Origin of the sequence: Stutzerimonas stutzeri KOS6, from assembly GCF_000307775.2 — a bacterium.
Lineage (GTDB): Bacteria > Pseudomonadota > Gammaproteobacteria > Pseudomonadales > Pseudomonadaceae > Stutzerimonas > Stutzerimonas stutzeri_B.
Window position 1 is genome coordinate 1342381 of the sequence record NZ_KK020676.1, and the last position, 24170, is coordinate 1366550.

A 24170-nucleotide genomic window follows, 5' to 3' on the forward strand; every position below is an offset into this window, starting at 1 on the left:
GCGCGAGGCGGGCTGGGAAAACCACAGCGGCGATCGGAGGGAAAACAGGATCGCCGGTAGTGGTTGCATTGTGCCATCAGTGTGACGCAATTCACATTTATTTTTTCAAGCCGCCCTGCAGCTGCCTGCAGGAGGTCGGCCTAGCGATCCGCTGCCTCGCTCGCCAGGGCGCTGTCGGTGCGGACCTTGCGTTCGTTGCCGAAGCGGCGGGTGAAGCCGATGCGGTCGAAGTGTTCGAGCAGTTGGATGCTGCGTTTGCGGCCGAGCTGGATGCGGTCGCGGAAGGCGGCGGCGCGGATTACGCCGCTTTGTGCTTCCAGTTGCAGTACATGCCCCGCGAGTTGGCGAATGGTGAATTCGGGGTAGAACAAATCTTTCACCACCTGTTGCAGCAGGCCGAGGCGGGCGAGCTTGCGTAGCAGGTTGCGCATCTGCGCTTCGTCGACGCCGAGTTCGCGGGCGAGGTCGCGGACCCAGGGCGGGTCGAACTGGCCGGCTTCGAGCAGCGGCCACAGGCGTTCCTTCAAACCTTCTTCCGTATCGCTCAGGCGCACCCTGTGATCGGGGCGGTGCAGCCAGGGGCCGCTGGTTTCGATGCTGCCGGCGGCCAATGCCTGTTCCAGCAGGGCGATGAAAACAGGGCGTTCCAGTTGCGGCAGGGCATAGCGGCGCAGGCGGTCGCGGTCGGGGCCGAGCTCGTCCGGTTGTTCTTCGTGAAAGCGTTGCAGGGCGCCGAGCAGGCTGGCTTCTAGCTCGCTCCAGCGCGTGTTGTCATACAGCCGCGGCCCCAGCCGGGTGGCGATCTCCAGCACGCCCTGTGGCAGCTGCCAGCCTTCGCGCGGCCGGTTGAACTGGTGTTCCAGGCTTTGCGGGTCGATGCCGTTGGCGGCGCTGGCGAGCAGTGGCGGCAATGCCTGTTCCAGGCTCGGCTGGTCGAGTGCGCGCAGCTGCTCCAGGCGTGCCGCGCGGCGGCGGTTGCGCGGTGGCGCGTAGGGATCGAGCACGCGACCGCCGCCCAGGGTGCGCTGGGCGGACTGGTCGCGCAGGACGATGCGGTCGCCATGCACGGCATGGCTCGGTGCATTGAGCAGCAGTTGAGCGAAAGCACGTTCCCCCGGCGCCAGGCTGGTGTCTTCGAGCAGGGCGATGCGCGCAGTGACGTCCTGGGCGCCGAGGTGCACGTGCACGGGCGTCCAATGCTTGAGTTCGTGGGCTTCGCCGGGCAGCAGCCGCAAGTCGATGTCGATGCGCTGGGTCGGTGCATGCAGCAATGGGTGCAGCAGCCAGTCGCCGCGGTGGATCTGCTCCACCGCCAAACGGTCGCCGGCCAGATTCAGCGCCACCCGTTGGCCGGCATGGGCTTCACTGGCTTCCCGGTTTTGCGCGTGCAGGCCGCGCACCCGCACGGGCTTGCCCCTGGGTCCGAGCAGCAGCTCGTCACCGATGCACACGCGCCCGGCGAAGGCGGTACCGGTGACCACAACCCCGGCGCCGGTCACGCTGAAGGCGCGGTCGATGGCCAGGCGGAAATGGCCACTGTCGCTGCGTGCGGCCGTGCGCGCGGCTTCGTCGATCAGCGCGGCGCGCAGGGCGTCGATGCCATCGCCGCGGATGCTGGAAACCGGAAAAATCGGTGCGCCGGAGAGCGGCCCGGCGGCCAGCAGGGCTTCGATCTGCTGCTCGACTTCGGCGATTCGCGCTGGTTCGACGCGGTCGATCTTGGTCAGCGCCACCAGCGCGCGGCGAATGCCGAGCAGTTCGACGATGGCCAGGTGTTCGCGGGTCTGCGGCATCACGCCATCGTCGGCGGCGACCACCAGCAACACGCAGTCGATGCCGCTGGCGCCGGCCAGCATGTTGTGCACGAAACGCTCGTGGCCCGGCACGTCGATAAAACCGGTAAGGCTGCCCTCACCGAGGTCGGCATAGACGTAACCCAGGTCGATGGTGATGCCGCGCTCACGCTCCTCGCGGCGACGGTCGCCCTGTTGCCCGGTGAGCGCTTGCAGCAGTGCGGTCTTGCCATGGTCGATATGGCCGGCGGTACCGACGATCAACGGGCCAGCTCCTCTTGCAGGTGCGTCAGTTGCTGCAGGAAGGCCGGCTCGTCGTCGAGCTGGCGCAAGTCGAGCCAGAGGGCGTCGTCGTCGATGCGCCCGAGCACGGGAATCGGCAGGCAGCGCAGGGCTTCTTCCAGCTGGCGCAGGCTACGGCCGCGCAGGCGCCTGGGCTGCTGCGGGCGGATGCACAGCGCGGCGCTGGGCAGGCGTGCCACCGGCTGCGCGCCGCTGCCGATCATGCCCAGGGCGTCGACCACGGCAACGCTCCAGGTTTCGTCCAGGACCGCGGCCAGCGCCGGAGCGATGCGTTCGGCCTGGGCGCGGATCTCCGTCTGCGGGCGGCTGAGCAGGCGCAGGCTGGTGAGGCGTTCGGCCAGGCGGTCGGGGTCGCGATAGAGATTGAGCACCGCCTCCAGCGCGGCGAGGGTCAGCTTGTCGACGCGCAGGGCGCGCTTGAGCGGGTTCTTCTTGATCTTCTGGATCAGCGCCTTGCTGCCGACAATCAGCCCGGCCTGCGGGCCGCCGAGCAGCTTGTCGCCGCTGAAGGTGACGATGTCGGCGCCGTCGCGCAGCGCTTCCTGCACGGTGGGCTCCTTCGGCAGGCCCCAGCGCGAGAGGTCGAGCAGGCTGCCGCTGCCGAGATCTTCCAGCAACGGCAGGTCGTGGGCATGGGCGATGCGCGCCAGGTCGGCGGTGGCGACGCTGGCGGTGAAGCCCTGCACGCTGTAGTTGCTGGTGTGCACGCGCATCAGCAGGCCCGAGCGCGGGTTGATCGCCGCTTCATAGTCCTTGGCGTGGGTGCGGTTGGTGGTGCCGACTTCATGCAGCTTCACGCCGGCGCGGGCCATGATGTCGGGGATGCGAAAGGCGCCGCCGATCTCGATCAGCTCGCCGCGGGAGATGATGCCTTCCTTGCGTGCGCCGAGGCTGTTCAAGGCCAGCAGCACGGCGGCGGCGTTGTTGTTGACCACGGTGACCGCCTCGGCGCCGGTCAGCTCGCGGATCAGCCCTTCGATCAGGTCGTCGCGGTCGCCGCGCTTGCCGGTGGCCAAGTCGAATTCCAGATTGAGCGGGTAGCGCGCGGCCAGGGTGATGGCCTCGATGGCTTCATCCGGCAGCAGGGCGCGGCCGAGGTTGGTATGCAGCACCGTGCCGGTGAGGTTGAACACCCGGCGCACGCGGCTGCGGTGCTGGCTGGCCAGGCGTTCGCCGGCGCGCCCGGCGAGTACTGCCTCGGACAGCTCCAGCGCGGCGAGCTGGCCATGGCGGGCCGGTTCGCGCAACTCGTCGAGCAGGTCGCGCAGGGTCGTGAGCAACGCCTGGCGGCCATAGCGCTGTTGCAGCGGCTGGCAGGCCGGGTCACGCAGCAGCTTGTCGACCGAGGGCAGGTGGCTGCTGCTCATGCATCGCCCCCCGGCGCCAGCAGCAGGTTGGGTGCCTGGCGCTGGAAGCCCTGCTCGGCCAGCAGCAGGTCGAGATCCAGGGTGGCGAGATCGGCGGAGAGGCTTTCGCCGTCCGGCGCCAGTTCCAGATAGAGCTGCTTGAGGTAGCCGTTGCAGTCCGGGCAGACCTCGGCCTTGACGCCCTGCGGCGAGCCTTCGAAGTGCAGGTAGTCGAGCTTCCTGGTGCTGCGGCAGTGGCTGCATTTCAGCCGTACGTAGTGCCATTCGCAGGCGCACAGCGAGCAGACCAGATAGCGCAGGCCGTTGAGCTGCCCACGATGGCGGATGATGCCGGCCATCGGTGGCGCGCCGCAGCAGGGGCAGAGGGTCTGGTCTTCGCGCTCGCGCATGGCTGACAGGTCGAGCTGCAGCAGCCAGTGGCTCCAGGCCAGTTGCAGGGCGGCGCCGAGAAAGGGCACCAGGGCCGGCGGCAGGCTGTCGTACTGGCCACTGACCAGCGCCACGGCCCAGGCCTTGCGCTGGCCGCTGTCGGCGTGCCGCAGTTGATCGATGACCGCCGCCACTGACGGCTTGTCCGGCACCGTGAAAGCCTCAAGCCAGGCGTCCAGCAGCGGCAGCCAGGCGTCGTCGCGCACCAGGGTATCGGCGGCGAGCGGTGGCAGGTCGTGCTTGAGGCATTGTTGCGTGCGGTGTTCATCGACGGGCGCGGTGCCCGGCGGGTTGTCCAGCACCTGCTGCTGCGCCTGGCAGATCGCTGCGAGCAGGTGCAGGTAATCGGCGAGTGGATGGTCTTGCGCCAGTCTGTTCAGGCGCTCGCTGCGCTGGGCGAACAGATCGTGCGGCGGCAGGTTGAGGAAGGGTGGTTTGTTGGCAGCGGCTTCGATCTGCCCTGGCTCGAGAATGGTGCCTGCCACGCAGGACTCCTTTTCTTTCTGGTTGTGCCGAACAGCATAGTCCGTCGTGACCTGTTGCACGGCTTTCGAGGGTGCGCGCAGCCGAAGATTCCCGCGCATCGCACGGGAATCTTCGGTTGGGCATTGGTGCCGCCGCTCACTTGCGTTCGTTGATCTCCCTGTACCAGGCCGGATGGTGCTTGCGCGCCCAGGCGCGGCTGACTGTGCCGTAGAGCATCGAACCCATCGAGCCCTTGAGCCAGATGGCCGCATAGATGTGCACGATGATGCTGAGGATCAGCACGAAGGCCGCCGCTGCATGCAGCAGGCTCGCCCAGCGCAGCGAGGCGATGCCGAAGAAGCTGCTGAAGTACTCGCGCCAGATGACGATGCCGCTGAGCAGCAACACCAGCATGCTGACGATCAGCACCCAGAACAGCACCTTCTGCCCGGCGTTGTAGCGGCCGACTTCAGGCAGCTTGTCCTCGCGGTTGTGTACCACGTCGTTGATCTGCCTGAGCCACTGGCGGTCGCGCGCTTCGAGGCGGTTGTGCCCGGCGAAACGGATCGCCAGCACCAGGAAGAAGACGAACATCGCGACCCCGATGAACGGGTGCAGGATGCGCGTCCAGGTGCCGCCACCGAACAGTCCGGAGAGGCCGAACAGGGCGGGATGGAACAACGCCAGGCCGGACAGCGCGGCAAGGACGAAGAGGATGGCCACGGCCCAGTGATTGGTCCGCTGCGAGGGGGTGTAGCGTTCGATGTCGTTATTGTTCATCGTTGGCTCCTTGAGCGATCGACTCCGAGGATGGCCCCGCGAACGGGGCCGCCGGATTCAGGGTCGCGGCTCCTTGGGGTCGACCACATGCACCGAGGGGTCGACCTGGTGCACCACGGGCTCGCTGAGTTCGGCCTTGTCGTCCTCCTCCTCGACGCGCACCGGGCCGACCCGCGTGTAATGGAAGAAGCCGGCCAGCACCGCCGCACCCATGCCCAGCAGGGCCAGCGGCTTGGTCACGCCCTTCCACAGGCTGACCAGCGGGCTGATGGTCGGCTCGTCCGGCAGTGCGCTGTACAGCGACGGCTGGTCGGCGTGGTGCAACACGTACATCACGTGCGTACCGCCGACGCCATCGGGATCGTACAGCCCGGCCTGGTCGAACCCGCGCTCCTTCAGGTCGGCGATACGCCCGGCCGCGTGCTCCTTCATGTCATCCTTGCTGCCGAAGACGATCGCCCCGGTGGGGCAGGTCTTCACGCAGGCCGGCTCCAGCCCGACCGATACCCGGTCGGAACAGAGCGTGCATTTGTAGGCTTTCTTGTCCTTCTCGGAGATGCGCGGGACGTCGAACGGGCAACCGGTGATGCAGTAACCGCAGCCGATGCAGCGGTCCTGGTTGAAGTCGACGATGCCGTTGGCGTACTTCACGATCGCCCCCGGCGCAGGGCAGGCCTTGAGGCAGCCGGGGTCGGCGCAGTGCATGCAGCCGTCCTTGCGGATCAGCCATTCGAGGTTGCCACTGGCGGGGTTCTCGTACTCGGCGAACTTCATCACCGTCCAGGATTCGGCGGTGAGGTCGATCGGGTTGTCGTAGGTCCCGTTGCTGGTGCCGACTTCGTCGCGCAGGTCGTTCCATTCCGAACACGCCACCTGGCAGGCCTTGCAGCCGATGCACTTGGAGACATCGATGAGTTTCGCCACTTCGCCGATCTCGCGGATCGACGGCCGCTCGGTGGTCGTGGCGGAGCGGGCAATCACGTCTTGGGTAGCCATCATGCCTTCTCCACGTTGACCAGAAACGACTTGAACTCCGGCGTCTGGGTGTTGGCGTCACCCACGAACGGCGTCAGCGTGTTGGTCAGGTAACCGTTGCGCGCCACCCCGGCGAAGCCCCAGTGCAGCGGAATGCCGATGTGGTGCACGGTCTGGCCGTCCACCGTCAGCGGCTTGATGCGCTTGGTCACCACCGCCACTGCCTTGATGTAGCCGCGGTTGGACGACACCTTGACCCGCTCGCCGGCCTTGATGCCCAGCTCGTTGGCCAGCACTTCGCCGATCTCGACGAACTGCTCGGGCTGGGTGATCGCGTTGAGCCGGCAATGCTTGGTCCAGAAGTGGAAGTGCTCCGTCAGGCGGTAGGTGGTGGCCGCGTAGGGGAAGTCCTCGGCGGTGCCGAACAGCTCCATGTCGTTCTTGAACACCCTCGCGGCCGGGTTGCTGATCGCCTGGGCGTTGTCCGGGTGCATGGGGTTGCGCCCGATGGGCGTCTCGAACGGCTCGTAGTGCTCGGGGAAGGGGCCTTCGTTCATCTTGTCCACGGCGAACAGCCGCGCCACCCCTTCGGGGTTCATGATGAAGGGGTTCATCCCGGCCTCGGGTGGCGAGTCGACCTTGAAGTCCGGCACGTCGGTACCGCCCCACTTGCTGCCATCCCACCACACCAGGCGCTTCTTCTGCGCATCCCACGGGTTGCCGGCCGGGTCGGCCGAGGCGCGGTTGTAAAGGATGCGCCGGTTGGCCGGCCACGCCCAGGCCCAGCCCAGCGTCTGGCCCATGCCGTAGGGGTCGGCATTGTCGCGCCGGGCCATCTGGTTGCCGGCCTGGGTCCAGGAACCGCTGAATATCCAGCAGCCGCAGGAGGTGCTGCCATCGGCGCGCAACAGGCCGAAACCGGACAGCTGCTCGCCGGCCTTGGCCAGCGGGGCACCGCTTTGCAGGTCGAACACGTCGCCCAGCGCCTTGCCGTTGTACTCCCGGGCGATTTCCTCGGCGGATGGTTCCTCCGGCTGGCGGTAGGCCCAGTCGATGTTGAGCAGTGGCTCGGCGTAGGCGCCACCTTCCTTGCGGTACAGCTCGCGCAGACGATGGAACAGCCCACCCATGATCACCACGTCGGTCTTTGCCTGGCCCGGGGGCTCGGCGGCCTTCCAGTGCCACTGCAGCCAGCGCCCGCTATTGACCAGCGAACCGTCCTCTTCGGCGAAGCAGGTGGTCGGCAGGCGGAACACCGTGGTCTGGATGCTCGCCGTGTCGACGTCGTTGTACTCGCCGGCATTGCGCCAGAACTCCGAGGTCTCGGTGGCCAGCGGGTCCATGATCACCAGGTACTTGAGCTTGGCCAGCGCGGCGCTGACCTTGGCCTTGTTGGGGAACGAGGCGATGGGGTTGAAGCCCTGGCAGAAGTAGCCGTTGACCTGTCCCTGGTACATCATGTCGAACACCTTGAGCACGTCGTAACCAGGAATATCCAGCTTCGGCAGCCAGTCGTAGCCCCAGTTGTTCTCGGCCGTGGCGTTCTTGCCATACCAGGCCTTCATCAGGCTGACGTGGAATTTCTCGTAGTGCTGCCAGTAGGACAGCTGCCCCGGGCGCAGCGGCTTGGCGGTGCGCTTGGCGATGTAGGCGACGTAATCCTGCTCGGCCTCCAGCGGCAGGGTCAGGTAACCCGGCAGCAGGTTCGAGAGCAGGCCCAGGTCGGTCAGGCCCTGGATGTTGGAATGGCCGCGCAGGGCGTTCATGCCGCCACCGGGCATGCCGATGTTGCCGAGCAGCAGCTGCACCATGGCGCCGGTGCGGATCATCTGCGAGCCGACCGAGTGCTGCGTCCAGCCCAGCGCGTACATGATGGTCATGGCCTTGCCCGGCGCGGCAGTCTCGGCGATGGTTTCCCAGACCTTGAGCATCCTGTCCTGCGGCGTGCCGCAGATGTTGCTGACCACGTCCGGCGTGTAGCGGCTGTAATGCTGCTTGAGCAGGTTGTAGACGCAGCGGGGATGGGTCAGGCTCTTGTCGACACGCGCGAAGCCATCCTCGTCCAGCTCGTAGCTCCAGGCCGACTTGTCCGTATAGCTGCGCTTGTCGGCGTTGTAGCCATTGAACAGGCCGTTCTCGAAGCCGAAGCCTTCCTTCACGATGAACGCCACGTCGGTGTAGTTGACCACGTACTCGTGCTGGATCTTGTCGTTCTCCAGCAAATAGTTGATCAGTCCGCCGAGGAAGGCGATGTCGGTGCCGGTGCGGATCGGTGCGTAGAGATCGGCCACCGATGCCGAACGGGTGAAGCGTGGATCGACCACCACCAGCCGCGCCTTGTTGCGTGCCTTGGCTTCAGTGACCCATTTGAATCCGCACGGATGCGCCTCGGCGGCATTGCCGCCCATGATCAGGACCACGTCAGCGTTCTGGATATCGCTCCAGTGATTGGTCATGGCGCCGCGGCCAAACGTCGGGGCAAGACTTGCCACCGTCGGGCCGTGTCAGACACGTGCCTGGTTGTCGAATCCCAGAATGCCGAGCGAGCGCACCACCTTGTGGGTGATGTAGCCGGCCTCGTTGGACGACGCCGAGGCCGCGAGGAAACCGGTGCTCAACCAGCGGTTGACCGTCTGCCCCTTGTCGTTGCGCTCGATGAAATTGGCGTCGCGGTCGTCCTTCATCAGCCGGGCGATGCGGTCGAGGGCTTCGCTCCACTCGATGCGCTTCCACTCGTTGCTGCCGGCTTCGCGGACTTCCGGATGGGTCAGGCGGTTGGGGCTGTGGACGAAGTCCAGCAGGCCCGCGCCTTTCGGGCAGAGGGTGCCACGGTTGACCGGGTGGTCGGAGTCGCCCTCGATATGGATGATGTTCTGCGCGACGTTCTTGCCGCCGCTGCCCTGGCTATAGAGGATCAGCCCGCAGCCGACCGAACAGTAGGGGCAGGTGTTGCGGGTTTCACGGGTGTTGGTCAGTTTGAAATGCCGGATCGACTCGGCATACGCCGCTGGCGGGGCCATGCCCAATGCCGCCATGCTCGACGCCCCAAGGCCTGCACCGCAGACCTTGAAGAACTGTCGACGGTTCATATCCATCGGAGGTTCTCCTTATCAGGCTGTAACGCCGATACATTGCCGGCGCCTCCAAGGAGCTTAGTCAAACTTGCGCAATGTGAAGGGATTAATTCCTCGTTTCGCTAGCGCCTCGCTGGACATCTCCGGCAAGGCACCGGCTGCGCAGGAAAAGGGCGAAGCTGATCGTCCCGCACGGCCTGACCAACACCCATCAGGCGCGTTTCAACCAGGATCTGCTGGATTTGAAGTGGTGAGCGCTGCGTCGTGTCGGCCGCGGCTTGCTCCGCAGCCGGCTTTTTCGTGGCTGCCGAACAATGGTCCTGCTACTGGCGACCCGGAAACGAACAACCCCGCCAGAAGGCGGGGTTGTTCGTTGGTCGGCCCTGAGGCAGACCCTGTGGTTTCCGGCGTTATGCCGATCAGGCGTTCTGGCGGATACCGGCGACCAGCCACGGCTGGTTCTCGCCCTGCACGCGCTCCATGCGCCAGCTTTCGCTGAACGGCTCGCCCTGGTCGAAGCGCGAAGTCTTGGCCACGCCGCTGAAGGTCAGGGTGGCGGTGGTCTTCTCGGCATCGTCGTCGACGCCGTCGAGCTGGATCTGCAGATCATCGACAAAGGTCGACTGATAGGCATCACCGATCTCGGCACGCTCCTGCTTGAGGAAGCCCAGCAGCTGCGGGGTGACGAACTCGGCAATCTTGTCCATCTCGTTGGCGTCCCAGTGCTGCTGCAGCGACAGGAAGTGCTCGCGGGCTGCGGCGACGAAGCTCTGCTCGTTGAACCATGCCGGAGCGTTGATCACCGGAGCGGCGGCGGCCGGTGCGGCACTGCCGCCGAAGATCGAAGCCGGCTGCTGCGGCATTTCACGCTGCATCGGCGCGTGTCCGGCCATGGCAGGCTGCTGCTGGCGACGGCGGGCGGCGAGGAAGCGGAACAGCAGGAACGCGATCAGGCCGAAGATCAGGATATCCATGAACTGGATACCCTCGAAGCCGTCACCCATGAACATCGAGGCGAGCAGGCCACCGGCGGCCAGGCCAGCCAGCGGGCCGAGCCAGCGCGAGGCGCCGCTGGCGGCTGCCGGCGTCTGACGGCCGGCCTGAGTCGGTGCGGCCTGAGTCTGCTGAGGCGCCTGGCGGGTCTGGTGGCTGGGCGCCGAGCCGAAGCTCTTGCCGCCGCCGAAGCGCTTGGCGTGGGCGTCCAGCGCGAAGGTCAGGCTGATACACAGCGCCATGAAAATGCTAAGCACACGTTGCATTGAGTGTTCCCGCTTGAATTAAGTGGAGGTACGCGCGCCATCCTGACGAGCCGGACAGTGGTTGGCGAGGGGCAGTATGTTACGAGCTTTTGCTTGCGACCGTTGGTCGCGTCCGGCTGCGCCGACAAAGAATCGACTGGCCCGCAGATGTGAACGGAGCCTGGCGGCTCCGTTCACGAGGGATCAACGCCAGTTGTACAGTTCTTTCTCGGAGATCTCGTGCATCGGCTTGACCTGCGCCTGGAAGGCCTTCATCGACGCCCAGATACGACCGTTCAGTTCGCTCTGCGCGGCCAGTTCGCCGAGTACCAGTTCCGATTGTTCCTGCATGGCCCCGAGCACTTCGTCGGGGAAGCGCTTGAGTTCCACGCCCTGCTGCTTGAGCTGGTCGAGTGCCAGGGCATTGTTGTAGACGTAGTCATCCATCATGTCGCGGCTGGCCGCGCGGGTCGCCTCGGTGAGGATCGCCTGCAGGTCCTGGGGCAGGCTGTCGAACGCCTTCTGGTTGACCAGCAGCTCCAGCACCGCCTGTGGTTCCTGCCAGCCGGGGTAGTAGTAGTACTTGGCGGCCTTGTGCAGGCCGAAGGCCAGGTCGTTGTACGGGCTGACCCAGTCGGTCGCGTCGATGGCACCGGTCTGCAGCGCGGTGAACACTTCGCCGCCGGGCAGGTTGACGGTGGTGGCGCCGAGCCGGGCCAGCACTTCGCCGCCCAGGCCCGGCATGCGGATCTTCAGGCCGTTCAGGTCGTCCAGCGAGTTGATTTCCTTGTTGTACCAGCCGCCCATCTGCATGCCGGTATTGCCGACCACCATCGGCTTCACGCCGAAGGGGGCGTAGGCCTCGTCCCAGAACTTCTGGCCGTCGCCCTTGCTCAGCCAGGCGTTCATCTCGATGGCGGACAGGCCGAAGGGGACCGAGGTGAAGAACTGTGCGGTCGGCACCTTGCCCTTCCAGTAATAGGCGGCGCCGTGACCCAGCTCGGCGGTACCGCGGGAGACGGAGTCGAACACTTCCAGTGCCGGAACCAGTTCGCCAGCGGCATAGACCTTGATGGTCAGACGGCCATCGCTCATCACCTTGACGCGCTCGGCCAGGCGTTCGGCGGCGGTGCCCAGGCCCGGGTAGTTCTTCGGCCAGGCGGTAACCATCTTCCACGTGTAGGTTTTGGCGGGTTCGCTGGCGGCCTGCTGGCCGGTGGGTTCGACTTTCTTGTCATCGTTGCAACCGGCGAGGCCGAGGGTAGCAAGCAAGGCAGCGGCAGCACCGAACAAATGGCGGCGTTTCATGGGGGCGGTTCCTTGGTGACTTCTTTCTTTTGTATGGCGCGTTCACGTCATCGTGAACGTCATGGTTTTGGGTGGCAGGGCGGGAGCGACCCGTCGTTCAGCTTCACAGCGCTTCTAGCTTGGCATAACTGAGCATCAGCCATTTGCTGCCCTCGGCCTCGAAGTTGACCTGTACCCGGGCCTGGGCACCGGAGCCTTCGAAATTGAGGATGGTGCCTTCGCCGAACAGCGAATGGCGCACGCGCTGGCCGAGGCTGAACGGCGTTTCCGGCACGCCGGCACCGTCGAACAGCGACGAGCCGCTCATGCTCTTGCCGCTGAACGAGCGCGTCACGGTATTGCTCAGGCGCACTTCCTGGATCAGCGCCGGCGGCACTTCGCGGACGAAGCGCGAGATCTTGTTGTAGGTCTCGCTGCCGTACAGGCGGCGCGTTTCGGCGTAGGTGATGACAAGTTGCTGCATGGCCCGGGTGATGCCGACGTAGGCCAGGCGGCGTTCCTCCTCCAGGCGGCCGGATTCCTCCAGGCTCATCTTGTGCGGGAACAGCCCTTCCTCCATGCCGACCAGGAACACCAGCGGGAACTCCAGGCCCTTGGCGCTGTGCAGCGTCATCAGCTGCACGCTTTCCTCGTGATCGCCGGCCTGCTGTTCGCCGGCCTCCAGCGAGGCGTGGTCGAGGAAGGCGGCCAGCGGCGACTGGACGTCGTCATCCTCTTCGCTGTAGCTGTCGAAGGCGCGCGCGGCGGAGACCAGTTCCTCGAGGTTTTCCACCCGCGCCTGGGCCTTCTCGCCCTTCTCGTCGCGATGATAGGCGAGCAGTCCGGACTGCTCGATGACCAGCTGCGCCATGCTGTGCAGCTGCATGTCCTCGACCTTCAGCGCGAGTGTATCGATCAGCTCGACGAAGCCGTTCAGCGCACTGGCGGCACGCCCCGAAACCACCTTGGTGCCGACCGCCTGGTGCAGCGCGGCCCACATCGAAGTGCCTTCCTGACGAGCCAGCTGGCGCAGGCACTCGACGGTCTTTTCACCGATGCCGCGCGCCGGCACGTTGATCACCCGCTCCAGCGCCGCGTCGTTGTCGCGGGTCTGGATCAGGCGTAGGTAGGCCATGGCGTTCTTGATCTCGGCACGCTCGAAGAAGCGCTGGCCGCCGTAGATGCGGTAGGGAATCTTCTCGCGCAGCAGGGCCTCTTCCAGCACCCGCGACTGGGCGTTGGAGCGGTAGAGGATGGCGATTTCGCTGCGGCTCATGCCGTCGCGGATGGCCTTCTCGATGCTCTCGACCACGTAGCGCGCTTCGTCGTGTTCGTTGAAGGCGGCATACAGGCTGATCGGCTCGCCCTCGCAGCCGGAGGTCCAGAGTTCCTTGCCCAGGCGGCCCTGGTTGTTGGCGATCAGCGCGTTGGCGGCCTTAAGGATGCAGGCGGTGGAGCGGTAGTTCTGCTCCAGGCGGATGGTTTCGGCATCCGGGAAATCGGCACTGAACTGGTGCAGGTTCTCGATGCGTGCGCCGCGCCAGCCGTAGATCGACTGGTCGTCGTCGCCGACCACCATCAGGCTCTCACCGCCCTTGGCCAACAGGCGCAACCAGGCGTACTGCACGGCGTTGGTGTCCTGGAACTCATCCACCAGCACATGGCGGAAACGCCGCTGATAGTGCTCCAGCAGGCCCGGGTGATCGCGCCACAGGTCCAGGGCGCGCAGCAGCAGCTCGGAGAAGTCGATCACCCCGGCCCGCGCGCAGGCCTCTTCGTAGGCTTCGTAGATATTCAGCTGGGTGGCCAGGAACAGATCGCCACCGGCCTGGATATTGCGCGGCCGCAGGCCCTCGTCCTTCTGTGCGTTGATCCACCACTGCGCCTGGCGTGCCGGCCAGCGCTGCTCGTCGAGACCGAGCTCGCGGATCACCCGCTTGACCAGGCGTTGCTGGTCGTCGGAATCGAGAATCTGGAAATTCTGCGCCAGCTTGGCTTCCTGCCAGTGCGCGCGCAGCAGGCGGTGGGCCAGGCCGTGGAAGGTGCCGACCCACATGCCCTGCGGGTTGACGTGCAGCAACTGCTCGATGCGCTGGCGCATCTCGGCGGCGGCCTTGTTGGTGAAGGTCACCGAGAGGATCGAATGCAGCGAGGCGCGCTCGACCTGGTGCAGCCAGGCGATGCGGTGCACCAGCACACGAGTCTTGCCCGAGCCGGCGCCGGCCAATACCAGTTGACGACCCAGCGGTGCGGCCACGGCCTGGCGCTGGGCGTCGTTGAGGGAGTTCAGGAGGAGAGAGAGATCGTCATGCATCGCGGCATTCTATTGGAAATGCCTGCGCTGCGCTCGCCCTGTAGTCCGTTCGGATAAGTCGCATTGGCCGGCAGGACCGCATTCAGGTCGGCCTCCGCTTAGCCATTGGTCGATGATTGTGGCTGTTGTCGATTTTCCGACGCGCCGTAATATGACGCGGCGCTAGCAACGTGCCATTATCGGGCGTGTTTTGGTTCCTGAGGAGCCTGATTCGGGTGCATCTACTATTAGAACAACAGTCATGACCGATTCCATTCGAACCGCCTGCCCGGCCTCTGCGACGTCAGTTCCAGGCAGTCCGGCAGCCTTCGACCACGCTGCCGAACGTACGCGCCTGCTTTATCAGGGCTCGCGTATTCCAGCCCTGCTGCTGTTGCTTCTCACGCTGGTCTGCGGCGTGCTCCTCTGGGGGGAAAGCGCCGCTGTCGAACTCGCGGCCTGGCTGGGCTGGATGCTCACCCTGGGCCTGCTATGGCTGCAGCAGGTCATGGCGTTCAACAAGGCCGACACCGAGGCACAGGCCGCGCCACACTGGAGATGGCGGTTCTTGCTGGGTAGCAGCGTCTCGGCGCTCAGCCTGAGTTATGCGATGGTGGTTCTGGTGCCGGCCGATAACTTCGCCATCCAGGCGCCGCTGTACGGACTGATCGGTTCGGTAGTGGTAGCCGCCAGCGTCGCGTATGGCGTCAGCCTGCCGGCCTTCTTCAGTTTTGCGGTGCCCAGCCTGTTGCCGGCCGGGCTGTTGCTGATGAGCAGCGAACATCCGCTGCAGCAGGGCTGGGGCCTGCTGGCGATGATCGTGTTGGCGACCCTCAGTCTGATTGCCTGGCAGATCAGCCGGCTGGTTCGCGATGGGCTGGACCAGCGTCTGCACAAGTTGCGCCTGATCGAGCGGCTTGAGGCGGCCGGCCGCGACGCGGATCTGCTCAACTGTCGGCTGGCGTCGGAAGTGGAGCACCGGCGCCACGCCGAGCAGCAACTGCGCAGCGCCTACGATGGTCTCGAGCAGCGAGTGGCCGAGCGAACGGCGGAGCTGGCCCGGGTCGCCGAGGAGCTCGGGAAAAGTGAGGAGCGGCTCAATCTGGCACTGGATGCCAGCGGCCTCGGTCTGTGGGACTGGGACCTGCAGAACAATCGTGTGCACCACTCACGCCTGGAAGTGGTCTTCGGCATCGGCCAGCAGAATCATCAGGATGACAATGGCTCGCCGCTGCCGGATATCCATCGCGACGATCTGGATCGTGTTCGCGCCGCCTTGATCGCGCACCTGAAAGGCGAAACCGAGCTGTATGTCATCGAATACCGTGCGGTGCGAGCCGACGGCACTGAGCTGTGCTTCGAGGACCGCGGTCGGGTTATCCAGCGCGCCACCGACGGCCGGGCCCTGCGCATGATCGGCACCCGCCGCGATATCAGCGAGCTGCGCCGCCAGGCCGAGCAGCAACGGCTGGCGGCGGCGGTGTTCGAGGCAGCCAGCGAAGGCATGGTGATCATGAACGACCGGTACCGCGTGCTGGCGGTCAATGACGCCTGTTGCGCGCTGTCCGGCTACAGCCGTGAGGAACTGCTCGGCCGCAGTGTGGCGCGCATCTCCAGCTCGCCGGAAAGCCAGCGTCAGTACGAAGCCATGCGCGAAGCGCTGGAGCGCCACGGTTACTGGCAGGGTGAGCTGATCGAGACGCGCAAGAGCGGCGAGGTCTACCCGCAGTGGGTGCAGCTGCGCGTGGTGCGCGATGCCAACAACAGCGTCACCCACGTGGTCGCCTTCCTTTCGGATCTCAGCGTGCGCCGCCAGATCGAGGAGCGCCTGCGCTACCTGACCCATTACGATGACCTCACCGGGCTGGCCAACCGCGGCCTGCTCAAGGAGCGCCTGCACCAGGCCTGCCAGCGGGTGCGTCGCAACGGCCGCAACATGGCGGTGCTGTACATCGATCTGGATCGCTTCAAGCTACTCAACGAAAGCCTGGGCCATGAGGCGGCCGATGCGCTGCTGCGCGAGGTGTCGCGCCGGCTGACGCAGACCCTGGCCGACGCCGACACCATCGCGCGCCTGTCCGGTGACGAGTTCGTCGTGCTGCTCGACGCCTACGGCGGCCTCGGCAGCCTGACGCAGCTGGGCAGCCGGCTGCTGCGCCGCATCCGCAAGCCGATGCTCATCTGCGACCAGGAACTGGTGATCAGCGCCTCCATCGGCGTCAGCCTACTGCCGGACAACAGCCGCGATCCGGAGCTGCTGCTGCGTCAGGCCAACATGGCCATGCAACAGTCCAAGCATCTGGGCGGCAACACCCTGCAGTTCTTCACCGAACGCCCGCAGGCGTCGAGCATGCAGTACCTGCAGCTGGAGAATCAGCTGCGCAAGGCGCTGGAAGCTGGCCAGCTGGAGGTCTTCTATCAGCCACGTCTAAGCCTGGCCGACGATGCGCTGGAAGCCGCCGAGGCCCTGGTGCGCTGGCGCCACCCGCAGCGCGGCCTGATCGCCCCGGCCCATTTCATTCCGCTGGCCGAGGAAACCGGACTGATCATTCCGCTTGGCGAGTTCGTGTTGCGCGAGGCCTGCCGCCAGGCACGCCAATGGCAGCAGGAGGGACTGGCCGAGATTCGCGTGTCGGTGAACCTATCGGCCAAGCAGTTGCGCCAGGGCAACTTCGTTAGCCTGGTGCGCCAGGTACTGGACGAAACCGGCCTGCCGGCGGTGATGCTGGAACTGGAGCTGACCGAGAGCCAGCTGCTCGACGATATCGACAATGCCATCAACATCAGCGAGCAGCTGCGTGCGCTGGGCGTGAAGCTGGCAATCGACGACTTCGGCACCGGCTTCTCCTCGCTGAGTTACCTCAAGCGATTCCCGGTGGACTACGTGAAGATCGACCGTTCGTTCATTTGTGAGCTGGAGCACTCCAGCCAGGATGCCGCGATCACCCGGGCGATCATCGCCATGGTGCACAGCCTGGAGCGCCGCGTGGTGGCCGAGGGTGTGGAAACCCAGGCGCAGATGGATTTCCTCAAGGCGCACCAGTGCGATGAAATCCAGGGCTATCTGCTCAGCCCACCGGTGCCGGCCGAGCAGTTCGCCGAGCTGCTGCGCTAGGCCAGCGCGCCGGGTCGGTTTCAGCCGCGGGTGGTACTACCCTCCAGCTCGCGCATCAGCAGCGCGTAGCGCAGGTCCACATCCTCCGGCACCGGCAGGTAGACCGTATGGCCGTCGCCGGGCGCCACCTCGATGGCTTCGCCGCGGCTGTTCAGCAGCTGCTCCAGGCGCAGGTTGAGATTGCCCTGGGGCGTCATCAGCTCCAGCCTGTCGCCCACCGCGAAGCGGTTCTTCACCTTCACCTCGGCCAGGCCGTCGCGGCGTTCGCCGGTCAGTTCGCCGACGAACTGCTGGCGCTCGGAAAGCGAGAAACCGCGCTCGTAGTTCTGGTATTCATCGTGCACGTGACGGCGCAGGAAACCTTCGGTGTAGCCGCGGTGGGCCAGCGATTCCAGGGTATCCATCAGCGACCTGTCGAACGGCCGTCCGGCGAGGGCGTCGTCGATGGCCTTGCGGTAGACCTGTGCGGTGCGCGCCACGTAATAGTGGCTCTTGGTACGGCCCTCGATCTTCAGCGAGTGCACGCCCATCTGCACCAGTCGCTCGACATGCTGCACGGCGCGCAGATCCTTGGAGTTCATGATGTAGGTGCCGTGCTCGTCCTCGAAGGCGGACATGAATTCGCCCGGTCGGCTGCTGTCTTCGAGCAGGAACACTTCGTCGGTCGGCGCACCGACGCCCAGGGTCGGTTCGGGACGGTCCGCTTCGGCCGGCTGCACGACGATCGGTTCGTACTTGTGGACGATATCGCCGACCTCGTTTTCCTTCGCTTCGTAGGTCTTGTACTCCCAGCGACAGGCATTGGTGCAGGTGCCCTGGTTGGGGTCGCGCTTGTTGATGTAGCCCGACAGCAGGCAGCGGCCGGAGTAGGCCATGCACAGCGCGCCGTGGACGAAGACCTCGAGTTCCATGCCCGGCACCTGCTCGCGGATCTCGCCGATCTCTTCCAGCGACAGCTCGCGGGACAGGATCACCCGGCTGACGCCTTGGCTTTCCCAGAATTTCACCGTCGCCCAGTTCACCGCGTTGGCCTGCACCGAGAGGTGGATGGTCTGCTGCGGGAAATGCTGGCGCACCAGCATGATCAGGCCCGGATCGGACATGATCAGCGCATCCGGCCCCATCGCCACCACCGGCTCCAGGTCCTTGATGAAGGTCTTCAGCTTGGCGTTGTGCGGGGCGATGTTGACCACCACATAGAATTGCTTGCCCAGCGCATGGGCCTCGTCGATGCCGAGCTTGAGGTTGGCGTGGTCGAACTCGTTGTTGCGCACGCGCAGGCTGTAGCGCGGCTGCCCGGCATACACCGCATCGGCGCCGTAGGCGAAGGCGTAGCGCATGGATTTCAGCGTGCCGGCAGGCGACAGCAGCTCGGTGCGGTTGGGGGTGCTCATGGCGCGGGACTCGCAGCGGTATCGAAAGCGCGGCATTTTACTGCGCTTGCCTGTCGATTGCGCGTGATCTGCGATGTCGGCAAACGGCGGCGGGAGCGCCCCGGGCGAACGGGGCGTCGGAGGCTCAGGCGGCGGAGGCGTCCTTGAGCATCTCGTGGAGGCGGTCCTTGAGCTGCAGCTTCTGCTTCTTCAGTGTTTCGACTTCGCTGTCGGTGCCCGGGACGATGTGCGCTTCGATGTTCTTGACCCGCTGATCCAGTGCGTTGTGCTCATCGAACAGGCGGGCGAAGGTCTTGTTTTCCGCCTTCAGGCGGGTGATCAGGTCGCGGTACTCGGGAAACATGGCAACTCCTGTGCATGGCTGAGCGGCTGGACAGATCGGCCGGTCACGTCCGATTGCCTCTTGTCGCCATGGTCGTCCCGGCGTTGGCCGGCGGTATTGACCGGCGTCAGGCAGGCACGACGAAAGCCGCACAGCAAAACGCCGGGACGGGCCCGGCGTTTCGGTCTTGCGCCTGGATCAGGCCGCGGCGATCACATCGCCGTGGTTTTCCGGCTCGATCAGCGCGCGATGCAACGCAGCGATCGCGGCATCGTAGTCCTCTTCGTTGACCACGCACTGCATCTCCACCTGGCGGATCGACTGGTGGATCGCCTGGATACTGATGCCCGCTTCGGCCAGCGCGGCGACAGTCTTGGCCAGGATGCCCTTGACCTTGAGGTCCGAACCGATCGCCGAAACGATGGCCAGGTTGTGCACCGTGACCTCGGCCGCGGGGTATTTTTCCTCGATCAGCCTGGCCGCACGATTGATCAGCTTGCGCGAGCCGGAGGTGTAGTAGGTGATGCTGTTGGCGTCGGAGTCCTTGTTCACCACGTAGAGCTTGAGCTGCTTGAGCAGCTTGCTGATCTCCATGTCGTGGCCGATGTCGCCGAGCATGTCTTGGTCGAACACCTCGATGCCGAAGACGTCCTTGCGCCCGGCGATGATCTCCACGCAGGGCTTCTCGCTCTTGTAGTCCTGGCTGATCAGCGTGCCCCCGTGATCGGGCTCGAAGGCATTCTTGATGCGCAGCTCGACGCCGGCGCGGCGCAGGGTCTTGGCTGCGCGCGGGTGAATCGCCTCCATGCCGAGGTTCGACAACTGGTCGGCGACGTCGTAGTTGGTGCGGCCGATGGTGACCACCTTGTCGGGCCCGACCAGGTTCGGGTCGGCGGAAGAGAGGTGGAACTCCTTGTGGATGATCGCCTCATGCGCGCCGGTGGCGGCAGCGATTTGGGCGAAGGTGATCTCGCTGTAGCCGCGATCGTAGGTGTTCATCAGGCCTTCGGCACAGTGCGTGTAGCCGGTGGCGACCACCAGTTCGCGGCTCAGGTCGAAGCCGGCGAAGTGACGGGCGATCATTTCCTCGAATGGCAGCGGCGCTTCCTGCTGCCAGCCGGTGAGGTCGGCCAGGCGGGCGTTGACGCCGCGCTGCTTGAGCGCCAGCACCGAGTTGAAGGCGCTGTGCGCTTCACCGAGGGAGGCGAGCATCTCGCGTACCTTCATCAGGTGCTCGGCGAGCTGGAAGTGGCCATAGGCGCAGAGCTTCTGCAGGCTGTGCATGCACTCGCTGGCATCGTCGATACGCGAGTTGATGAACTGGTTGGCCGCATGCAGCTCGTATTCGGAACTGAACAGCTCGGCGTTCTTCGCCAGCATGTGCTGGCGCACGTGCTCCAGCGCCTCGCGCCAGGCGCCTTCGCTCTGGGCGTCGGCGAAGCGCTGGTAGACGCCGGGCTCGCCGGTCTTCTTGTGCTCCAGCAGCAGGTTGGTCATGCCGCTGTAGGCCGAGACGACGAAGACGCGCTGGTACAGTGCGGCGCCTTCCCGGCGGCCGATGAAGATATTGTCGAGTACTTCCTCGAAGCGGCTCATCGACGTGCCGCCGATCTTTTCTACGGTATGCATCTTTTTATTGCGTCCGAATCTGGCAGGCCGTTGACGGGCCCGGCGCGGCTGGCGCACCTGTCGATCAACGAGCTGGAATGAATTTCCCTGGGCCGGTAGTGATCGGCCAAGCCGGGGGAACGGGCCCGTCATCAGACGCGCCCGATCGCCTCAGAGATACTGTTGCGGCCGAATGTCCAGCGGCTTGAAGTTTTCACGCTCGGCGACGAACGCCGGGCGGGGCTTCTGCTCGCAGTACGGAGCCTGCACGGCATTATCCACGTGGTTGTAGACGTAGAACAGATTGCTCCGCGCGCTCGGCGTGATGTTGCTGTTGGAGCCGTGCATGGTATTGCAATCGAAGAACACCACGCTGCCGGCCGGGCCGGTGGCGCAGTCGATGCCGAAGCGGCTGCTCAGTTCGCTCAGGCTGTCCTGGTCGGGAACACCGAACTCCTGCCTGCGCAGGGATTTCTCGTAGTGGTTCTCCGGCGTGGCGCCGATACAGCGTACATAGTGCTTGTGCGAGCCGGGCATCAGCATCAGCGGCCCGTTGTGCGGCTCGTTGTCGGTCAGCAGGATGGAACAGGACAGGCAGCGCATGCGCGGCAGGCCGTCCTCGACGTGCCAGGTCTCGAAGTCGGAGTGCCAGTAGAACTCCTTGCCGGTGAAGCCGGGCTTGAAGTTCATCCGCGACTGATGCACATAGAGGTCGCCGCCAAGAATGAAGCGGGCAATGCCGGCGGTACGCTCGTCGGCGGCCACGCGGGCGAACAGCTCGTTGTCGCTGTGGATGTCGAACACCGAACGGATCGCGCCGCTGCCGGGTTCCTTGATGGTCTTGCCGGAGCCGCCAACGGCCGGGTCCTGGCGCACGCGCTCGAGTTCGGCACGGAATACCGCCACTTCATCGGCGCTGAACAGATTGGGGATGACCAGGTAGCCGTCGCGCTCGAAACGCTCGATCAGCTCCGCCGCTATCGGCGCATTCTCCAGGTCGCTGCGGTAGACGACCGGATCCAGGCGTTCCTGCCAGCTGGGCTGGTCTTCCTGGCGCGAGGGATACAGGTCGGCTTGCATAGAATTCACGCATACCTCCTTTCTTGTGATGACGGGGCGGCACATGGCCGCCCCGGTAAATCAAACCGCTTCGGCCTCCAGCGGATAGACGCCGCTTTCGTCGTGCACTTCCTTGCCATTGAGCGGCGGGTTGAACACGCAGGCCATCTTCATGTCCTCGCTGCCGCCGCGCAGCAGGTGCTCGTCGTGCTTGTCGAGGATGTACAGCGTGCCGGGTTCGATCTTGTAGATCTTGCCATCGGCGATGGTCTCGATTTCGCCGTTGCCGCTCATGCAGTACACCGACTCCAGATGGTTCTGGTAGTGGATGTGCGTCTCGCTGCCGGCATAGATGGTGGTGACATGGAACGAGAAGCCCATGTTGTCTTCCTTGAGCAGCAGGCGGGTGCTGTCCCAGGTACCGGTCTTGCTATGGACCTTGCGGTCGGTCTGTTCGCACTCGGCGAGGGTTCTTACGATCATGGTCGGGTCCTCAATCAGGAAGCTTGATTAGCCGTTTGCTCGCTCATCACGGCGGCAAAGGCCTTGTCGAGGGTGCTCAGTGCCTTGTCGATCTGCTCTTCGCTGATGATCAGCGGGCAGAGGCACTTCACCACTTCGCTGTGGGCGCCGCTGGTCTCGATGACCAGGCCGTTTTCGAAGGCGTGGCGGCAGACGGCGGAGGCGATGTCGCCATCCGGGCAGCTGATGCCAATCATCATTCCGCGGCCCTTGAGGAACAGCGAGTCCGGACCGTGACGGCGGATGATGCGCTGCATGCCATCGGCGATGCGCTTGCCCTTGGCCTTCACGCTGTTGGCGAACTCGTCGTTCTGCCAGAAGTGCTCGACGGCCGCGGCAGCGGTGACGAAGGCGTGGTTGTTGCCGCGGAAGGTGCCGTTGTGCTCGCCCGGCTTCCACTGGTCCAGCTCCTGGCGCAGAAGCACCATGGCGAACGGCAGGCCATAGCCGGACAGCGACTTGGACAGGGTCACGATGTCCGGGCGGATGCCCATCTCCTCGAAGCTGAAGAAGCTGCCGGTGCGGCCGCAGCCGGCCTGGATGTCATCGACGATCAGCAGCATCTCGTGCTTGCGGCAGAGCTTATCCAGCTTGCGCATCCACTCGCTCGAAGCGACGTTCAGGCCGCCTTCGCCCTGCACCACCTCGACGATCACCGCGGCCGGCTTGTCGATGCCGCTGGAGGGGTCGGAGAGCAGCTTGTCCATCATGCCGATGGTGTTGGTCTTGTCGCCGAAGTAGTTGGCGTACGGCATACGGCTGACGTCGGTCAGGCTGATGCCGGAACCGCCACGGTGATGCTGGTTGCCGGTTGCGGCCAGGGCGCCGATGCTGCAGCCGTGGAAGCCGTTGGTGAAGCTGATGATGTTGTTGCGCCCGGTGACCTTGCGCGCCAGCTTCATCGCCGCCTCGACCGCATTGGTCCCGGTCGGGCCGGTGAACTGCATGCGGTAGTCGCCCATGCCACGCGGCTCGAGGATCAGCCGGTTGAAGGTTTCGAGGAAACGCTCCTTGGCAGCGGTGTACATGTCCAGGCCGTGGGTGATGCCGTCGCTTTCGATGTACTCGAGCAGCGCCTGCTTGAGCACCGGGTGGTTGTGCCCGTAGTTGAGCGTGCCAGCACCGGCGAGGAAGTCGATGTAGCGCTTGCCGTCCTCGGTGACCAGTTCGGCGCCCTGGGCCTGGTTGAAGACCACGGGGAAGGAACGGCAGTAGCTACGAACCTTGGATTCGTTCTGTTCAAAAGTTTTCATGCGTGCTCCTTGAACTCTTCTTCTAGATGAGAAACGGCGAATGGGCCGGCGCGGTAGAGCACCTCGTCTTCGTGCTGACCGGCAAAGTGCGCGGCGCTGGAGAACAGCGTGCGCGTGGTGCAATCGGCACCCAGCCGGTCGAATGCCCGCTTGAACAGCGCCTGGGAAGCCGCGTTGTCCGGAGAGATGGTGGTTTCCATGAAGCGCACGCCATGCTCGCGAGCGACTCGAGCGGTCAGCGCCAGCAGCATGCGCAGGGCCAGGCCCTGGCCGCGCATCGAACTGTCGACGGCGACCTGCCAGACGAACAGCGTGTCCGGACGGGCAGGAGGGCGGTAACCCGAGATGAAACCAACCAGCTCGCCCTGGGCGTTCTCTGCGGCGATGGCGGTATCGGCGAAATCGGAGCACTGCAGCAGGTTGCAGTAGACCGAATTGGTATCGAGGGGCTGGCAGCGCGCCACCAGCTGATGCAGGTTGTAACCGTCGCCGTCGGTTGGGCGACGGAGCACTACGGTAGGGAAACTCAAAACAATGCCTTTGGGGTTGTTGATTGAATTCCTTATTAGGGTAGGCATATCGGGCGAAGTTTCTCAACCCTTTATCGATAATGGGTCGGCCGATTTGCCTTGCATATTGCGGCGAATCCCGCGGTATATCTGCGCTGGCAGCGAGTCTGTATCAGACCGCTTCGCGGTGAAATATCTGGGGCGCTGTCGCCTGGCCATGCGCCGATGGCGGAATAACACACCGACTTCGATTGCCGAGGTCGGCGGAAGTTCGCCTGAGTTCCGTGAGGTGCGTCTGCAAGGCCCGTAGATACTGCATTTCGCCTCGATTCCCGTGTCCGTTCAGCTTGGCCGAAGTATGGCGTGATACTCCCTGAGATTTCC

General features: G+C 65.0%; 17 protein-coding genes. 1 reads left to right on the forward strand and 16 read right to left on the reverse strand.

Going from position 1 to position 24170, the window contains the following annotated elements; translation table 11 throughout:
• Window positions 1-140: 140 nt before the first annotated feature.
• The 9 genes from selB to uvrD form a co-directional block, all read right to left on the reverse strand.
• Window positions 141-2057, reverse strand: coding sequence for a selenocysteine-specific translation elongation factor (selB, locus tag B597_RS34270; protein WP_003291742.1), 1917 nt, complete (start codon window positions 2055-2057; stop codon window positions 141-143).
• The gene (selA, locus tag B597_RS34275; RefSeq protein WP_003291743.1) at window positions 2054-3463 is read right to left on the reverse strand and encodes an L-seryl-tRNA(Sec) selenium transferase; all 1410 of its coding nucleotides are present in this window, start codon (window positions 3461-3463) and stop codon (window positions 2054-2056) included. Before selA ends, selB begins: the two co-directional genes overlap by 4 nt.
• Window positions 3460-4377, reverse strand: coding sequence for a formate dehydrogenase accessory protein FdhE (gene fdhE, locus B597_RS34280; RefSeq protein WP_024161974.1), 918 nt, complete (start codon window positions 4375-4377; stop codon window positions 3460-3462). The genes selA and fdhE overlap by 4 nt, the downstream gene beginning before the upstream one ends.
• A gap of 136 nt (window positions 4378-4513) precedes the next feature.
• Complete coding sequence (locus B597_RS34285) at window positions 4514-5137, reverse strand: formate dehydrogenase subunit gamma (RefSeq protein WP_003291744.1); 624 nt, start codon at window positions 5135-5137, stop codon at window positions 4514-4516.
• Window positions 5138-5194: 57 nt separating this feature from the next.
• Window positions 5195-6133 carry a formate dehydrogenase subunit beta gene (fdxH, locus tag B597_RS34290; protein ID WP_003291745.1) on the reverse strand — a complete coding sequence of 313 codons (939 nt, stop codon included), beginning with the start codon at window positions 6131-6133 and terminating at the stop codon, window positions 5195-5197.
• A complete protein-coding gene (gene fdnG, locus B597_RS34295; RefSeq protein WP_152028161.1) occupies window positions 6133-9207 on the reverse strand; it encodes a formate dehydrogenase-N subunit alpha in 3075 nt (1024 codons plus the stop codon). The genes fdxH and fdnG overlap by 1 nt, the downstream gene beginning before the upstream one ends.
• A gap of 398 nt (window positions 9208-9605) precedes the next feature.
• Window positions 9606-10445, reverse strand: coding sequence for a Tim44 domain-containing protein (locus B597_RS34305; RefSeq protein ID WP_024161975.1), 840 nt, complete (start codon window positions 10443-10445; stop codon window positions 9606-9608).
• 183 nt (window positions 10446-10628) lie between these two features.
• On the reverse strand, window positions 10629-11732 hold the full coding sequence (locus B597_RS34310) for a TRAP transporter substrate-binding protein (protein ID WP_003296763.1): 1104 nt from the start codon (window positions 11730-11732) through the stop codon (window positions 10629-10631).
• 103 nt (window positions 11733-11835) lie between these two features.
• Window positions 11836-14025, reverse strand: a complete 2190-nt coding sequence (gene uvrD / locus B597_RS34315; RefSeq protein ID WP_003296765.1) for a DNA helicase II — start codon at window positions 14023-14025, stop codon at window positions 11836-11838.
• A 241-nt stretch (window positions 14026-14266) separates the two neighbouring features.
• Between uvrD and B597_RS34320 the strand changes: the two genes are divergently transcribed.
• The gene (locus B597_RS34320) at window positions 14267-17119 is read left to right on the forward strand and encodes an EAL domain-containing protein (protein ID WP_024161976.1); all 2853 of its coding nucleotides are present in this window, start codon (window positions 14267-14269) and stop codon (window positions 17117-17119) included.
• 20 nt (window positions 17120-17139) lie between these two features.
• Here the strand turns inward: B597_RS34320 and yegQ are convergent, their stop codons facing one another.
• The 7 genes from yegQ to ectA all read right to left on the reverse strand — a co-directional run bounded on the left by yegQ (window position 17140) and on the right by ectA (window position 23789).
• On the reverse strand, window positions 17140-18513 hold the full coding sequence (gene yegQ / locus B597_RS34325; RefSeq protein WP_031323422.1) for a prephenate-dependent tRNA uridine(34) hydroxylase TrhP: 1374 nt from the start codon (window positions 18511-18513) through the stop codon (window positions 17140-17142).
• A 124-nt stretch (window positions 18514-18637) separates the two neighbouring features.
• The gene (locus B597_RS34330; protein ID WP_003296769.1) at window positions 18638-18856 is read right to left on the reverse strand and encodes an HP1242/YdcH family protein; all 219 of its coding nucleotides are present in this window, start codon (window positions 18854-18856) and stop codon (window positions 18638-18640) included.
• A 177-nt stretch (window positions 18857-19033) separates the two neighbouring features.
• Complete coding sequence (locus tag B597_RS34335) at window positions 19034-20464, reverse strand: aspartate kinase (protein WP_003296770.1); 1431 nt, start codon at window positions 20462-20464, stop codon at window positions 19034-19036.
• Window positions 20465-20614: 150 nt separating this feature from the next.
• Window positions 20615-21523 (reverse strand): ectoine hydroxylase, encoded by a 909-nt coding sequence (gene thpD / locus B597_RS34340; protein ID WP_003296771.1) that lies wholly within the window; start codon window positions 21521-21523, stop codon window positions 20615-20617.
• A gap of 60 nt (window positions 21524-21583) precedes the next feature.
• A complete protein-coding gene (locus B597_RS34345; protein WP_003296773.1) occupies window positions 21584-21985 on the reverse strand; it encodes an ectoine synthase in 402 nt (133 codons plus the stop codon).
• A 14-nt stretch (window positions 21986-21999) separates the two neighbouring features.
• Window positions 22000-23277, reverse strand: coding sequence for a diaminobutyrate--2-oxoglutarate transaminase (gene ectB / locus B597_RS34350; RefSeq protein WP_003296775.1), 1278 nt, complete (start codon window positions 23275-23277; stop codon window positions 22000-22002).
• Window positions 23274-23789: a diaminobutyrate acetyltransferase gene (gene ectA, locus B597_RS34355; protein ID WP_003296778.1), complete on the reverse strand. Its 516-nt coding sequence runs from the start codon at window positions 23787-23789 to the stop codon at window positions 23274-23276. The genes ectB and ectA overlap by 4 nt, the downstream gene beginning before the upstream one ends.
• Window positions 23790-24170 lie beyond the last annotated feature (381 nt).